At 61.0% G+C, this 13,254-nt stretch carries 14 protein-coding genes; 11 read left to right on the top strand and 3 right to left on the bottom strand.

Translation table 11 applies throughout. The features are described from left to right. The first annotated feature begins 159 nt into the window (after positions 1-159). The 7 genes from ATH90_RS27735 (at position 160) to rsd (ending at position 6,547) form a co-directional block, all read left to right on the top strand. Positions 160-906, top strand: a complete 747-nt coding sequence (locus tag ATH90_RS27735; RefSeq protein WP_034110225.1) for a LytR/AlgR family response regulator transcription factor — start codon at positions 160-162, stop codon at positions 904-906. A gap of 138 nt (positions 907-1,044) precedes the next feature. Continuing rightward, positions 1,045-1,986 (top strand): hydroxymethylbilane synthase, encoded by a 942-nt coding sequence (gene hemC, locus ATH90_RS27730; RefSeq protein WP_034110224.1) that lies wholly within the window; start codon positions 1,045-1,047, stop codon positions 1,984-1,986. Further along, positions 1,983-2,741, top strand: a complete 759-nt coding sequence (locus ATH90_RS29680) for a uroporphyrinogen-III synthase (protein ID WP_034110222.1) — start codon at positions 1,983-1,985, stop codon at positions 2,739-2,741. Before hemC ends, ATH90_RS29680 begins: the two co-directional genes overlap by 4 nt. A gap of 18 nt (positions 2,742-2,759) precedes the next feature. Then, positions 2,760-3,872: a uroporphyrinogen-III C-methyltransferase gene (locus ATH90_RS29675; protein ID WP_244906007.1), complete on the top strand. Its 1,113-nt coding sequence runs from the start codon at positions 2,760-2,762 to the stop codon at positions 3,870-3,872. Between the two features lie 5 nt (positions 3,873-3,877). Beyond that, positions 3,878-5,119 carry a heme biosynthesis protein HemY gene (locus ATH90_RS27720; protein ID WP_098467566.1) on the top strand — a complete coding sequence of 414 codons (1,242 nt, stop codon included), beginning with the start codon at positions 3,878-3,880 and terminating at the stop codon, positions 5,117-5,119. A gap of 237 nt (positions 5,120-5,356) precedes the next feature. After that, positions 5,357-5,878: a disulfide bond formation protein B gene (locus ATH90_RS27715; RefSeq protein WP_034110216.1), complete on the top strand. Its 522-nt coding sequence runs from the start codon at positions 5,357-5,359 to the stop codon at positions 5,876-5,878. Positions 5,879-6,088: 210 nt separating this feature from the next. Then, positions 6,089-6,547 carry a sigma D regulator gene (gene rsd, locus ATH90_RS27710; protein WP_098467565.1) on the top strand — a complete coding sequence of 153 codons (459 nt, stop codon included), beginning with the start codon at positions 6,089-6,091 and terminating at the stop codon, positions 6,545-6,547. Positions 6,548-6,601: 54 nt separating this feature from the next. On the opposite strand, the gene ATH90_RS27705 is transcribed toward rsd, so the two are convergent. Then, positions 6,602-7,279, bottom strand: coding sequence for an FKBP-type peptidyl-prolyl cis-trans isomerase (locus ATH90_RS27705; RefSeq protein WP_069078543.1), 678 nt, complete (start codon positions 7,277-7,279; stop codon positions 6,602-6,604). Positions 7,280-7,471: 192 nt separating this feature from the next. Between ATH90_RS27705 and ATH90_RS27700 the strand changes: the two genes are divergently transcribed. Beyond that, complete coding sequence (locus tag ATH90_RS27700; protein WP_098467564.1) at positions 7,472-8,656, top strand: AlgP family protein; 1,185 nt, start codon at positions 7,472-7,474, stop codon at positions 8,654-8,656. Here ATH90_RS27700 and ATH90_RS27695 read toward each other — a convergent pair. Continuing rightward, entirely contained in the window at positions 8,653-9,120 is a 468-nt protein-coding gene (locus tag ATH90_RS27695; protein WP_098467563.1) for a TIGR02444 family protein, read from the bottom strand. The two genes, ATH90_RS27700 and ATH90_RS27695, sit on opposite strands and share 4 nt — an antisense overlap. Before the next feature lie 50 nt (positions 9,121-9,170). Between ATH90_RS27695 and ATH90_RS27690 the strand changes: the two genes are divergently transcribed. The 3 genes from ATH90_RS27690 (at position 9,171) to ATH90_RS27680 (ending at position 12,374) form a co-directional block, all read left to right on the top strand. After that, positions 9,171-11,081: an ATP-binding cassette domain-containing protein gene (locus ATH90_RS27690; RefSeq protein WP_034110205.1), complete on the top strand. Its 1,911-nt coding sequence runs from the start codon at positions 9,171-9,173 to the stop codon at positions 11,079-11,081. Continuing rightward, a complete protein-coding gene (locus tag ATH90_RS27685) occupies positions 11,081-11,653 on the top strand; it encodes a mechanosensitive ion channel family protein (protein ID WP_025857438.1) in 573 nt (190 codons plus the stop codon). The genes ATH90_RS27690 and ATH90_RS27685 overlap by 1 nt, the downstream gene beginning before the upstream one ends. An 88-nt stretch (positions 11,654-11,741) precedes the next feature. Continuing rightward, positions 11,742-12,374, top strand: a complete 633-nt coding sequence (locus ATH90_RS27680) for a LysE family transporter (RefSeq protein WP_034110202.1) — start codon at positions 11,742-11,744, stop codon at positions 12,372-12,374. Between the two features lie 138 nt (positions 12,375-12,512). Here ATH90_RS27680 and ATH90_RS27675 read toward each other — a convergent pair whose 3' ends face one another. Beyond that, positions 12,513-13,253: a penicillin-binding protein activator LpoB gene (locus ATH90_RS27675; RefSeq protein ID WP_098467562.1), complete on the bottom strand. Its 741-nt coding sequence runs from the start codon at positions 13,251-13,253 to the stop codon at positions 12,513-12,515. Between the last annotated feature and the right edge of the window lies 1 nt (position 13,254).

Genomic DNA, 13,254 nt, shown 5'->3' with positions numbered 1-13,254 from the left:
GGTCTTGGGCGCTATTGAACAGGTCCGGGTAAATATGGGTGCCACTCTCAGGGCACTTTTTGCCGCTCGCGCTAGTCTTAGCGTGGATCGCTGTGACGCAAGTCACCGCACCTGTCTACGCTATCCTTGTGCGAGACTCACGCAGGAATCCAGCGCAATATGAATGTCCTGATCGTTGATGACGAACCCCAAGCCCGCGAGCGACTGAGCCGTTTGGTCAGTGAACTCGAGGGTTATGCAGTACTAGAGCCGAGCGCCACCACGGGCGAAGAGGCGTTGACGCTGATCGACAGCCTCAAGCCGGATGTGGTGTTGCTCGATATCCGTATGCCGGGCCTCGATGGCCTGCAAGTTGCTGCCCGACTGAGCGAGCGCGAGTCACCACCCGCCGTGGTGTTTTGCGCAGCCGGTGAAGAGTTTTCCGCGGAGACGCTGGAGGCCAGCGGTGTCAGCTTCCTCACCAAGCCGGTGGCTGGCGATGCAGTGCTCAAGGCCCTGAAAAAGGCCGAGCGCCCAACCCGCGTCCAGCTTGCCGCGCTGACTCAGCCTGCGGCTCAAAGTGGTAACGGGCCACGCAGCCATATCAGCGCCCGTACACGCAAAGGCATCGAGCTTATCCCGCTGGGCGAAGTGGTCTATTTCATTGCCGATCACAAGTATGTGACCTTGCGTCACCAGGGCGGCGAAGTGCTGCTCGATGAGCCGCTGAAGGCGCTTGAGGATGAGTTCGGCGACCGCTTCGTGCGCATCCACCGCAACGCGCTGGTGGCCCGCGAGCGAATCGAACGCCTGCAACGCACGCCCCTTGGGCACTTTCAGCTCTTCCTGAAAGGCCTTAACGGTGACGCGTTGATCGTCAGCCGACGGCATGTCGCCGGTGTGCGCAAGATGATGCAGCAGCTTTAGCCCAAGGGCTTTGGCGAGGCCTGTGTTCCTTATCCCGGTGCGACGTGGCCAGGGAGGCCCCGCACTTGCTGATTCAAATCAAAGCGTATTTGCCTGAGCTGTTATTATCTGCCGTATCTATTCAGTACGGATTGATCCATGTCCTCTCGCGAAATCCGCATCGCCACCCGTAAAAGCGCCCTGGCCTTGTGGCAGGCCGAATACGTCAAAGCACGCCTGGAGCAGGCTCACCCGGGGCTCAAGGTGTCCCTGGTGCCCATGGTCAGTCGCGGCGACAAACTGCTCGACTCGCCACTGTCGAAGATCGGCGGCAAGGGTTTGTTCGTCAAGGAACTGGAAACCGCGCTGCTGGAAAACGAAGCCGACATCGCCGTGCATTCGATGAAAGATGTGCCCATGGACTTCCCGGAAGGCCTGGGCCTTTTTTGTATCTGTGAGCGCGAAGACCCGCGTGATGCCTTCGTTTCCAATACGTATGCATCGTTGGATGAGCTGCCCCTGGGCAGCATCGTCGGTACGTCCAGCCTGCGCCGCCAGGCACAGCTGCTGACCCGGCGTCCGGACTTGCAGATCCGTTTCCTGCGCGGCAACGTCAACACCCGTTTGGCGAAGCTGGATGCGGGTGAATATGACGCGATCATCCTTGCGGCGGCCGGCCTGATCCGCTTGGGCTTCGAACACCGTATCACCTCGGCAATCAGCGTCGAGGACAGCCTGCCCGCAGGTGGGCAGGGTGCCGTTGGTATCGAATGCCGTACCGCCGACAGTGAAATCCATGCCCTGCTCAAACCCCTGGACCATCAGGACACCGAAGTGCGCGTCACCGCCGAGCGTGCGCTGAACAAACACCTCAACGGTGGCTGCCAGGTGCCGATTGCCTGCTACGCGGTGCTCGAAGGTGACAACCTGTGGTTGCGCGGCTTGGTTGGAGACCCGGAAGGCGGCACCCTGTTGACCGCTGAGGTGCGTGGTCCCCAGGGCAACGCTACCGCCCTGGGTATCCAGGTGGCTGAAGCGCTGCTGGAGAAGGGCGCCGGTGCCATTCTGCAAAAGGTCTACGGCGAGGCCGGTCCGCAGTGACCGAATGGCGCCTGCTGCTGACGCGGCCTGCCGAGGAGTCGATGGCCCTGGCGGCCACGTTGTCCGACGCGGGTATTTTCAGCAGCAGCTTGCCGTTGCTCGACATCGAGCCGCTCCCCGTTACACCCGAACAGCAGGCTGTCTTCCATGACCTGGGCCGCTACTGCGCGGTGATCGTCGTCAGTAAGCCAGCCGCACGCCTGGCCGTGCGGCAGCTGGAGCGAGCAGTGAAGCCACTGCCGTGGTTCAGTGTCGGCGCAGCCACCGCACAGGTACTGGCTGATCACGGCCTCGACGTTCACTACCCCTCGACTGGCGATGACAGCGAGGCCTTGCTTCAATTGCCTGCGTTGCGCGAGGCTATCGCTCGCCCCAATGCCCAGGTATTGATCCTGCGCGGCGAGGGCGGTCGCGAACTGCTGGCGGAGCGCTTGCGTGAGCAAGGTGCTAGTGTCGACTATCTGGAGTTGTATCGCCGTTTCCTGCCGGACTACGACGCCGGGATATTGATGCAACGCATCCAGTTGGAACGCTTGAACGGCCTGGTGGTCAGCAGTGGGCAGGGTTTTTTACACCTGCAGGCCCTGGCCGGAGCCGATTGGCCACAGGTGGCTCAGCTGCCGTTGTTCGTGCCGAGCCCGCGAGTCCAGGAAATGGCGCGGGCCGCTGGCGCAGAAAAAGTTGTGGATTGTCGCGGTGCGAGTGCCGCGGCTTTGTTAGTGGCGATACGGAGCTATACCGTTCCCACTCTCTGAAACGCAAAGGACGGATACGTGAGCGAAACAGCCTTGCCTAAAGATGAAACCCAACCCGCACTTGAGGCGCCGGTTGAGTCACCGGTCATCGCGCCGCGCCGTGGCAATGGCCTGGCAATCGTCGCCCTGCTGCTCGGCGCCGCGGGTGTTGCCGCCGGCGGCTGGGGGATCTGGCAGGTCCGCGCCCTGCAAGCCAGCAGCCAACAGCAGTTGGGCCAGGTGCAGACCCTCGATGACCAGTCCCAGTGCCTCAAGCAAAGCCAGCAACAGCTGGCCGCGCGCCTGGCGCAATTGCCGGGTGCGGATGAGCTGGAGGAGCGCCGTCGCTTGGTGGCCCAGTTGCAAGGTGACCAGCAACAGCTGAGCCAGCGCCTGGAAACCGTACTGGGGGCCAGCCGCAAGGATTGGCGCCTGGCCGAGGCCGAACATTTGATTCGCTTGGCGAGCCTGCGCTTGTCTGCCCTGCAGGATATCAACAGCGCCCAGGCGCTGGTCCAGGGGGCCGACGAAATTCTTCGTGAGCAAAGCGATCCAGGTGCCTATGCCGCCCGCGAGCAATTGGCCAAGAGCCTTGCCGCGCTGCGCAGCACCGAGCAGCCGGACCGCACCGGGCTGTATCTGCAATTGGCGGCCTTGCGTGACCAGGTCGTGCAGTTGGCGGCCATTGCCCCTGAGTATCAGCTGACGGAACCTGCTTCCGAGGGGCGCCCGAACACTGATACGGACAGCCGCTGGAAACAGTGGTGGGAGCAGATTTCCCGTTACTTTCGCATCGACTTCAACCCCGATGACAACATCCGTCCGCTGCTCGCCGGCCAGGGTCTGAACCAGGTACGCCTGGCCCTTAGCCTGGCCCTGGAGCAAGCACAATGGGCGGCGCTCAACGGCGAGTCGGCCGTCTACAGCCGCTCCCTGGGCGAGGCCCGCAGCGTGTTGCAGGACAACTTCAACCAGGACAATCCGCAGAGCAAGGCGATGCTGGCGCGTATCGCCGAGCTTGAGCCCAAGGCGGTTTCGGTGAAGACGCCGGACCTGGCGGCGAGCCTGGCTGCGGTGCAGGCGTACCTTGAGCGTCGTCATCTGTCTGCCGACGAAGCCAAGGCGGCGGCGACGCCGGCGAAGCAGGAGTAGAGCCGATGAAGCGTTTCTATGTGATCCTGGTGCTGGCAATTGCAATCGCGCTGGCACTGGCTGTGGGCATTTCGAAACACACCGGCTACGTGCTGATTACCTACCCGCATGTACTGCATTACGAGTCGAGCCTGTGGGCGACTGTGGTGGCGGTGTTTGTCCTCGGTTTGGCGATCTACCTGATCCGGGTGCTGTTGAGCCTGGTCACCACTTCCGGTGGCGTGGTCAACCCGTGGTCGCGGCGTAACCGCAGCCGCCGCGTGCAGATCGCCATCGAGCAAGGCCAGATGGACCTCGCCGAAGGCCGCTGGGCCAGCGCTGAGCGCCACCTGCACCGTGCTGCCGAAGCCGAGCGCCATCCATTGCTGTACTACCTCGGCGCGGCCCGTGCAGCGAATGAGCAGGGACGTTACGAAGAGTCCGACGGCTTGCTGGAACGCGCCCTGGAGCGCCAGCCCCAGGCCGAGCTGGCGGTTGCCTTGAGCCATGCGCAACTGCAGCTGGACCGCGGCGACAGCGAGGGCGCACTGATCACCTTGCAGGCGATGCATGAGCGTCATCCTCATAACGCGCAGGTCCTGCGTCAATTGCAGCGCCTGCATCAGCAGCGAGGCGATTGGTCATCGGTGATCCGCCTGCTGCCGGAACTGCGCAAAGACAAAGTGCTGCCTGCCAGCGAGTTGGCCGAGCTTGAGCGCCGTGCCTGGGGTGAGAACCTGAGCCTTGCAGCCCAACGTGAAGAACAGGGCGAAGCCGGCTTGCAATCCCTTGAGCGGGCCTGGCAGCAACTGACTTCCGCCCAGCGCCAGGAGCCACAACTGGTTCTGGCCTATGCAGAGCAACTGCGCCAGCTGGGCGCCGACGCCAAGGCGGAAGAAGTGTTGCGTGTCGCGATCAAGCGCAGCTACGACAGCCACCTGATCCGGCTATATGGCCTGTTGCGTGGTAGCGATCCAGCCCGGCAATTGAAGTTTGCCGAGGGCTGGCTCAAGGACCACCCGGGCGATGCCAGCCTGCTGTTGACGCTGGGACGCCTGTGCTTGCAAAACAGCCTGTGGGGCAAGGCGCGGGATTACCTGGAAAGCAGTCTGCAGGTGCAACGCAATCCTGAAGCCTGCGCCGAGCTGGCGCGTTTGCTGGCCCAACTGGGTGACACTGAGCGCAGTAACCAGCTGTTCCAGGAGGGGCTTGGGTTGCTGGATAACCGTTTGCTGGCATCACCCCTGCCTGTCCCGGCACGCGCCTGATGTAGGAAAGTGCAGGAGGGTTGGCTCGGATATGTCTGGTAGCCAACCCTTCAAAAACTCGAAAAGAGTGGCGCTAGAGCGCTTGTGGGCAAAGTCCGACGCTCGATTGCCCTAAGTCTTCCATCTTCTGGTGGGAAGTCCTTACCCTCTCGCGGAATCGTCTGCTCTGGCATGTATTGAAAGCGGTCAGGCCTTTCCTCTACCGTAGCGACCTATCTTTCGCGATGCGGATAAAGCATGTCTTTGGCCCCTTCACGCTCATTGTTTTTCCTTGCGTTCCTGGCAGGTGCGCTGACATTGGGCGCGTCTTTTTACCTTGAGTTCGGCGTCTCACTGCGCCCTTGCTTCCTGTGCCAGATGCAGCGGGCGTTCCTGGCCGCTGTCACCTTGATCAACCTCGTCGCCGCCCTCCATAACCCCAGGCGTTCCGTCATCTACGTTTACGGGCTGGCAAGCATGGGCTTCGCGCTGCTCGGCGCCATGACTGCCGTGCGCCAGGTATTGCTACAAAACGCCGCACCGGACCAGGCAGCCGACTGCTGGCCCAGCCTTCACTACATGATCGAAAACCTGTCGTTTTGGCAGGCCCTGCAATTGACCGTCAAAGGTACCGTCGACTGCGTGGAGATCACTTGGACGCTGTTTGACCTAAGCCTTCCAGAGTGGAGCCTGTTGTTCTTCGTCGGGATGCTGATCCTGAACATCCTGCAGTTTTCACGGTTGTTCTTGAGCCCGCGTTTGCGCCTGGCGAGGAACTGAAGGCCAGTCTCAGTTTGTAGGACGGGATTAAACACTTGTATGAACTTTCTCTCCTGCGTACCTTGAAGCCATAGTCATGCGGGCATAATCTGGCCCGCACGTGTTATCGAAACCGTTTGTCAGACGCGGCCTTGTCCGGCTGCTGCTTTATCCTTGAAGTGTTGCGCGGGCACCAGGCGGCAGCGCCCCTACTAGGGAAGAGAGATCATCATGCTGGAAAGTTGTCAGAATGCTCAGGAACGCTGGGGTGGGGTGCACAAGCTGATCGACAGCTGGTTGAAGGCACGTCACGAACTGGTTCGGGCCTTTGATGCTCTCGGCGCCAAGCCCGAGGCACTGGCTGAGAATCGTGAACCGTTGCAGGATTTTTGCGGTGTGTTAGTGGACTATGTGTCAGCCGGCCATTTCGGCGTCTACGAGCAACTGACCAAGGAGGCGGAAGCCTTCGACGATCAGCGTGGCCTGGACTTGGCTGAGACCCTCTATCCGCGCATCGACGTCATCACCGAGAAGCTGCTGGCGTTCACGGACCTGTGTGATGCCGGAAACTGTGTTGCAGAAAAATTCAAGGAATTGGGTGCGTTGCTGCATGAGCGATTCGAGTTGGAAGATTGCCTGATCGAAGTGCTGCACAACGCCCACAAGGAAGAGTCTGCTACCCAGGCTTGAACCTCGACAGCGGTATAAAAAAACGGTGCGCATGACGCACCGTTTTTTATTGGCTCAGCGTCGTGTCGCGAGCAGCTCGATCTCGAACACCAGAGGCGTATAGGGCGGGATCAGTTCACCGGCACCGTCCGCGCCATAGGCCTGGGCCGATGGAATCACCAGGCGCCATTTCGCCCCTACGGGCATCTGTTGCAACGCACTGCTCCAACCGCTGATCACGCTGTCCAGCCGAAACCACTGGGGTTGCGCGCTCTGGTCAAACACGGTGCCATCGGGTAGCCGTCCCACGTACTTCACTTGAACTTGATCGCTGGCCGTCGGCTTGTCGCCAGTACCGGGCGTAAGTTCGGTGAGCAGAATTCCATCCGCCAACTCGCGCACACCTTTTACGGCTTTTTCCTTGCTCAGGAATTGTTGTTCGGCGGCGAGTGATTTTTCGCTTTGAGGTGCCTGCGTATCGGCTTCGTTCTGTGCTTCGTGCTCGGCAAGTAGCTGCTCGATGCGTGCGTTGTCCAGCGCCAGCGGCTTACCTTGATACGCTTGCTTGAGGCCGTCGATCAACGCCTGGATCTGCAGGTCGGGAACCTCCTGGCGCAGGCGTTCACCAAGGCTGGCGCCCAGGCTGTAGGCGAGATCGTGCTGGTTCTGTTCGGTGGTTTTGGACGGCGATTGCTCGCTCGCATTGGCCGCCGAAATCGCCAGGCCAAGCACAAGAAAAAGGTAACGCGTCATGGGCATTCTCCCGCCGAAAGTGCGACGAATTATGCCAGTGTGAGGGGGTAAAAAGTGCCGCGTATTTTCGTTATAACGATAAGAATTTTCGCACGGTGCAACGCGAGGCAAAGGATACTGTCAACATGCCCTAGCGGCGGTAAGAGCAGAGGGCTAGTATGAGCCGCACCCACGTCAGCCAGGAGGTAAACCATGTCGGCCAAACAGAAGCCTGTTAATACCCCGTTGCATTTACTCCAACAACTTTCGGGCAGCTTGCTCGAGCATCTGGAAAGCGCCTGTTCCCAAGCGTTGGCCGATGCAGAAAAACTGCTCGCCAAGCTGGAAAAACAACGCGGTAAAGCGCAAGAAAAGCTGCACAAATCCCGCACCAAACTGCAAGACGCCGCGACTGCCGGCAAGGCCAAGGCTCAAGCCAAAGCCAAAGACGCTGTCAAAGAACTTGAGGACCTGCTGGATGCTCTCAAGGATCGCCAAGCTGAAACCCGCGCCTACATTTCCCAACTCAAAAAAGACGCTCAGGAAAGCCTGAAACTGGCCCAGGGCGTTGGTCGTGTGAAGGAAGCTGTGGCGAAAGTGCTGGGCACTCGTACCCCTGCAAAAGCTGTTGCAGCAAGCGCGGCGAAAAAGCCGGCGAGCAAGGCTGTTGCTGCCAAGGCACCTGCGAAAGCCGCAGCAAAACCTGCTGCCAAGCCAGCTGCTAAAACGGCTGCAGCAAAACCAGCCGCCAAGCCAGCTGCTAAAACTGCCGCAGCAAAACCTGCTGCCAAGCCAGCTGCTAAAACGGCCGCTGCAAAACCAGCTGCTAAAACGGCCGCAGCAAAACCAGCCGCCAAGCCAGCTGCTAAAACTGCCGCAGCAAAACCAGCCGCCAAGCCAGCTGCTAAAACGGCTGCAGCAAAACCAGCTGCCAAGCCAGCTGCTAAAACGGCTGCAGCAAAACCAGCCGCCAAGCCAGCTGCTAAAACAGCTGCTGCAAAACCAGCCGCCAAGCCAGCTGCTAAAACGGCCGCTGCAAAACCAGCCGCCAAGCCAGCTGCTAAAACGGCTGCAGCAAAACCAGCCGCCAAGCCAGCTGCCAAACCTGCTGCTGCAAAACCAGCCGCCAAGCCAGCTGCGAAACCTCCCGCTGCAAAACCAGCCGCCAAGCCAGCTGCGAAACCTCCCGCTGCAAAACCAGCCGCCAAGCCAGTTGCCAAACCTGCTGCTGCGAAACCAGCCGCCAAGCCAGCTGCCAAACCTGCTGCTGCAAAACCAGCACCGGCCAAGCCAGCGACACCTGCTGCCGCCCCGGTAGCGCCCACCGCTCCAACTGCACCGGCCAGCAGCACCCCTGCTCCGGTAGCGCCAAGCACCACCCCAACCAGCGCTTCCTAAGTGCTGGTGGCCACGACGCGCAGCTGCTGCAGCGCGTCGTGGTCAAGGTTGGCGGCATCCTCAGCCGCCAGTCCTTCCAGCCACAATCCTGGGTCCATCGGCTCGCCTGTCGGCCATGCTTGTGCCAGCGTTTGCAGTCGCGTCAGCAGCTGCCGTTCGGCGTCCAGCTCCAAGGCCTTGACCCGTTCGCGTAAACTCGCCAGATCCTCATCCTGCTGCGCCATGCCACGCCATTGCGTACGTACGTGTCGTAACGGTTCGATCACCTGCGCCTGCCAAGGCCTGGCAATCTGTTTCAGGGCTTGCATGCGTTCGGCGGTCGCGGTCACTGCGCGCTGCTCCAGCCAGGCGCCACACAGCAACAGGCACACATCCGCACCTTGCTGTTGCAAACGCAGGCAAGCGGCTTCGACGCCCGGCCGGGCGTAAGTCGATAGGGCAAAGCTCCACAGGTCAGCGCACATATTCACACCCAAGCCAGCGGCCAACGAAGCTGGTAGACTCCGCCGCCATTATGATCCGACTTCAAAGCCTAACATTACAGCGTGGCCCGCAACGTCTTCTCGAAGACGCCGAGCTGACCCTGCACGCCGGTCACAAAGCCGGCCTGATCGGTGCCAATGGTGCCGGCAAATCCACGTTGTTCGCCCTGTTGCTGGGCGAGCTGACCCCGGATTCCGGGGACTGCTTGCTGCCGGCCGACTGGCGCATCGCCCATATGCGCCAGGAGATCGACACCCTGGACCGCATCGCGATCGACTACGTGCTCGATGGCGACCTGCGCCTGCGGCAGGTGCAACACGACCTGGCCGAGGCCGAGAAAGCCCAGGACGGCGCCGCCCAGGCCCGCCTGCATTCGGAACTCGACAGCGCCGACGGCTACACCGCCGACGCCCGCGCCCGCAAGATGCTCGCCGGCCTTGGCTTTACCAACGAGCAAATGGACCGTCCGGTCGCCGATTTCTCCGGGGGCTGGCGCATGCGCCTGAACCTGGCGCAGGCGTTGATGTGCCCATCGGACCTGTTGCTGCTCGACGAACCGACCAACCACTTGGACCTCGATGCGATCCTGTGGCTGGAAGACTTCCTCAAGAATTATCAGGGCACCTTGCTGCTGATCTCCCACGACAGGGACTTCCTCGACGCCGTGGTCGACAACATCGCCCACGTCGAACAGAAGAAAATCACGCTCTACCGTGGCGGCTACACAGCCTTCGAACGCGCTCGCGCCGAACGCCTGGCCCAGCAGCAACAGGCCTACGAGAAGCAGCAGGCGCAGCGTGCGCACATGGAAAGCTACATCGCCCGCTTCAAGGCCCAGGCCACCAAGGCCCGTCAGGCCCAGAGCCGGATCAAGGCCCTGGAGCGCATGGAGGAACTGTCGGCGGCCCACGTTGATTCGCCGTTCGACTTCGTGTTCCGCGAGTCGGTGAAGATCTCCAGCCCCTTGCTGGATCTTTCCGATGCGCGCCTGGGGTATGGCGACAAAACCATCCTGGAAAAAGTGAAGCTGCAACTCACACCGGGTGCGCGTATTGGTTTGCTCGGCCCTAACGGTGCGGGCAAATCGACACTGATCAAGAACCTGTCCGGTGAGCTTTCGCCCTTGGCCGGCCGGCTGACCCGTGGCGAGAACACGGTGGTGGGCTACTTCGCCCAGCATCAGTTGGACTCTCTGGACTCCAAGGCGAGCCCATTGCTGCACTTGCAGCGCCTGGCGCCGACCGAGCGCGAGCAGACCCTGCGCGACTTCCTGGGCGGTTTCGACTTCCGTGGCGCGCGCATTGATGAGCCGGTGCTGAATTTCTCCGGCGGCGAAAAAGCCCGCCTGGCCCTGGCGTTGATCGCCTGGGACCGTCCGAACCTGCTGTTGCTCGACGAACCCACCAACCACCTCGACCTGGAAATGCGCCTGGCACTGACCATGGCCCTGCAGGAATTCAGTGGTGCGGTACTGGTGGTGTCTCACGATCGCCACTTGCTCAAGAGCACCACGGATAACTTCTTGCTGGTGGCCGATGGCAAAGTCGAAGAATTCGACGGCGACCTGGACGACTACGCCCGCTGGTTGACGGAATATCGCCTGCGCAACGCGCCGGTCAGCAATACCCCGGTCAACCCCGACAAGACCGACAAGAAGGCCCAGCGTCAGGCGGCCGCTGCATTGCGCCAACAATTGGCGCCGCACAAGCGTGAAGCCGACAAGCTGGAAGCCGAGTTGGGCAAGGTGCACGAGCGCCTGGCCAAGATCGAAACCAGCCTGGGCGACAGCGCGGTGTACGAAGCTGCTCGCAAGGACGAGTTGCGCGACCTGCTGGCTGAACAAGCCAAGCTCAAGGTGCGCGAAGGGCAATTGGAGGAAACCTGGATGGAAGCCCTCGAACTGCTGGAAACCCTGCAAGCGGAGCTGGAGGCGCTGTCCTGATGGAAGCGTTACAGCTGCCTATACCGACGCAGTGGGTCGAGCCCGTATGGATCGGTGTGCAAATCCTGCTGATCCTGCTGGCCGGCTACCTCGCGCAGCGTTTTGTTGCCAAGGGCTTGACTCGCCTGGGTGAGCGTTACCCGTTCCCCCCGCAATTGCTGATGCCGCTGCGCGGAGGCCTGCGCTGGCTGATCATGGGCAGTGCGCTGATCTTTGTACTGGGTCGCCTGGGTGTTTCTGCCACGGTGTTGTGGACGGCGCTGTCGGGGTTTGTCGCAGTCGCAGCGGTGGCGTTCTTCGCTATGTGGTCGGTATTGTCCAACCTGCTGTGCGCCATTCTGATCTTCACCGTCGGGCCGTTTCGTCTCGGTGATATCGTCGAACTGGTGGACACCGTCGACAAACCAGGGGTGAAAGGCAGGGTCGTGGCGATCAACCTGCTCTACACCACGCTGGTTGAAGTGGCGGAGGCCGGAACCGACAGCGCGATGGTGCAAGTGCCCAACAGCTTGTTCTTCCAGCGCTCGGTGCGACGTTGGCCAGGTACCCATGTGTTTCCGGGCGACCGCTAGCATTCACATCTTGTAAAAATCTATAGCCATACTTTGGCCGGTGGAGTTAGCTTAAAGCGCAACAGCAAACTCCCTCCTGAGGTGTGTAATGGCTCTCGATACGTGGCTGGCCTTTTTCCTGGCCAGTTGGATCATCTCCCTTTCCCCCGGCGCCGGCGCCATCGCTTCGATGTCCAGCGGCCTGCAATACGGTTTCCTGCGCGGTTACTGGAATGCCATTGGCCTGCAGTTGGGCCTGGCGATGCAGATTGCGGTCGTGGCGTGCGGCCTGGGCGCCATTCTGGCGACGTCGTCCACTGCCTTCTATGCGATCAAATGGTTTGGCGTGGCGTACCTGGTGTACCTGGCCATCAAGCAATGGCGAGCCTTGCCCATGGACATGACCGATGACGCAGCCGTGCGCCCAATCGGCAAGCCGATGGCAATGATGTTCCGTGGCTTTCTGGTCAACGCCAGCAACCCCAAGGCCCTGGTGTTCATGCTGGCAGTACTGCCGCAGTTCGTGAACCCGCAGGCGCCCCTGCTGGTCCAGTACCTGATCCTGGGTGCAACGATGATCTGCGTCGATATGGTCGTGATGGCGGGGTATACGGGGCTGGCGTCGAAAGTCTTGCGCCTGTTGCGTACGCCCAAGCAACAGAAGCGTATGAACCGTACGTTTGCCGGCTTGTTCGTGGGGGCGGCAGGTTTTCTGGCCAGCTTGCATCGCGCCACGGCGTAAACCACGATTCAACTGAAGAAGACGTCTAGAGAAGGTGGGAGCGGGCTTGCTCGCGAATGTGGCGTGTCAGTTAACAGAAGTACTGACTGATCTACCGCATTCGTGAGCAAGCCTTTGAGTTGCTGGTGACGTCCCGGTTCAGCGCAAGATCTTCGGCGCTTCATCCCTTGGCAGGTTGTTGCGCAACGGCGGTTGGCCCGGGTCTTGATACCCACCCCCCAACTGCTCCGCCAACTGCCGAGCCACATCCTCACCCAAGGCTTTCGATACTTCCCTGACCACACGCGGCCGATTCAGGCTTACGCGTACATCACGGCTGTTCACCAGCTTGGTGTCCTGGCCTTCACCCATGGCGGTAAACGCCGAGGTGATCTCGTAGGTGCGCGTATTGATCAGGCTGAAATCCGCCACCAGCGTCAGGCCCAGCACCGCCGAGTAACCGTTGGTGTGGTCCAGGGCATTGATGTCCTGGGTGAAATCGATGTCTGACAGGGTGCCGAACAACACGTAGTCCGCACCCTTGAAGTTGCCGGCCTTGATGCGCTTGATCACATCGTAGACGTCACCCTTGGCCTCGGCGGTGTAGGGCGTGCCCTGCACCAGTTGGAACTGCCGGGACTTGAGGATTTCACCCTTGATATCACCGCTGAATTTGCGCAGCTCGGTCTGTTCGATGTAGCTGGTACGGCTTTCGTACTCACTGTAGTTCGAGGCGCCGCTGGCGTGGTAAGCGCTGGCCTGGAAGTTGTTGCTCGCCGAAACCTGGTGGATGTATTCCTCGACCCGTGCCTCATAGGCCAGGTCGGTCACCGCGATTTTCGGGGCGGCCGAGGCGCCGAAGGCGCACAGCAGGCCGATCATGCCGATCCATGCACGCATT

The organism is Pseudomonas lurida (assembly GCF_002563895.1).
GTDB lineage: Bacteria > Pseudomonadota > Gammaproteobacteria > Pseudomonadales > Pseudomonadaceae > Aquipseudomonas > Aquipseudomonas lurida.
Note: the sequence above shows the minus strand (reverse complement) of the source record. Positions and strands in the feature narration are given on the sequence as shown.

Excerpts from the sequence above, each read along its gene's own strand:
- ATH90_RS27720 (WP_098467566.1), top strand. The coding sequence starts at position 3,878 with ATGAAGCGTTTCTATGTGATCCTGGTGCTGGCAATTGCAATCGCGCTG.
- ATH90_RS27700 (WP_098467564.1), top strand. The coding sequence starts at position 7,472 with ATGTCGGCCAAACAGAAGCCTGTTAATACCCCGTTGCATTTACTCCAA.
- ATH90_RS27675 (WP_098467562.1), bottom strand. The coding sequence starts at position 13,253 with ATGCGTGCATGGATCGGCATGATCGGCCTGCTGTGCGCCTTCGGCGCC.
- ATH90_RS27685 (WP_025857438.1), top strand. The coding sequence starts at position 11,081 with ATGGAAGCGTTACAGCTGCCTATACCGACGCAGTGGGTCGAGCCCGTA.
- ATH90_RS27690 (WP_034110205.1), top strand. The coding sequence starts at position 9,171 with ATGATCCGACTTCAAAGCCTAACATTACAGCGTGGCCCGCAACGTCTT.
- ATH90_RS27695 (WP_098467563.1), bottom strand. The coding sequence starts at position 9,120 with ATGTGCGCTGACCTGTGGAGCTTTGCCCTATCGACTTACGCCCGGCCG.
- ATH90_RS27680 (WP_034110202.1), top strand. The coding sequence starts at position 11,742 with ATGGCTCTCGATACGTGGCTGGCCTTTTTCCTGGCCAGTTGGATCATC.
- hemC (WP_034110224.1), top strand. The coding sequence starts at position 1,045 with ATGTCCTCTCGCGAAATCCGCATCGCCACCCGTAAAAGCGCCCTGGCC.
- ATH90_RS27735 (WP_034110225.1), top strand. The coding sequence starts at position 160 with ATGAATGTCCTGATCGTTGATGACGAACCCCAAGCCCGCGAGCGACTG.
- rsd (WP_098467565.1), top strand. The coding sequence starts at position 6,089 with ATGCTGGAAAGTTGTCAGAATGCTCAGGAACGCTGGGGTGGGGTGCAC.
- ATH90_RS27715 (WP_034110216.1), top strand. The coding sequence starts at position 5,357 with ATGTCTTTGGCCCCTTCACGCTCATTGTTTTTCCTTGCGTTCCTGGCA.
- ATH90_RS27705 (WP_069078543.1), bottom strand. The coding sequence starts at position 7,279 with ATGACGCGTTACCTTTTTCTTGTGCTTGGCCTGGCGATTTCGGCGGCC.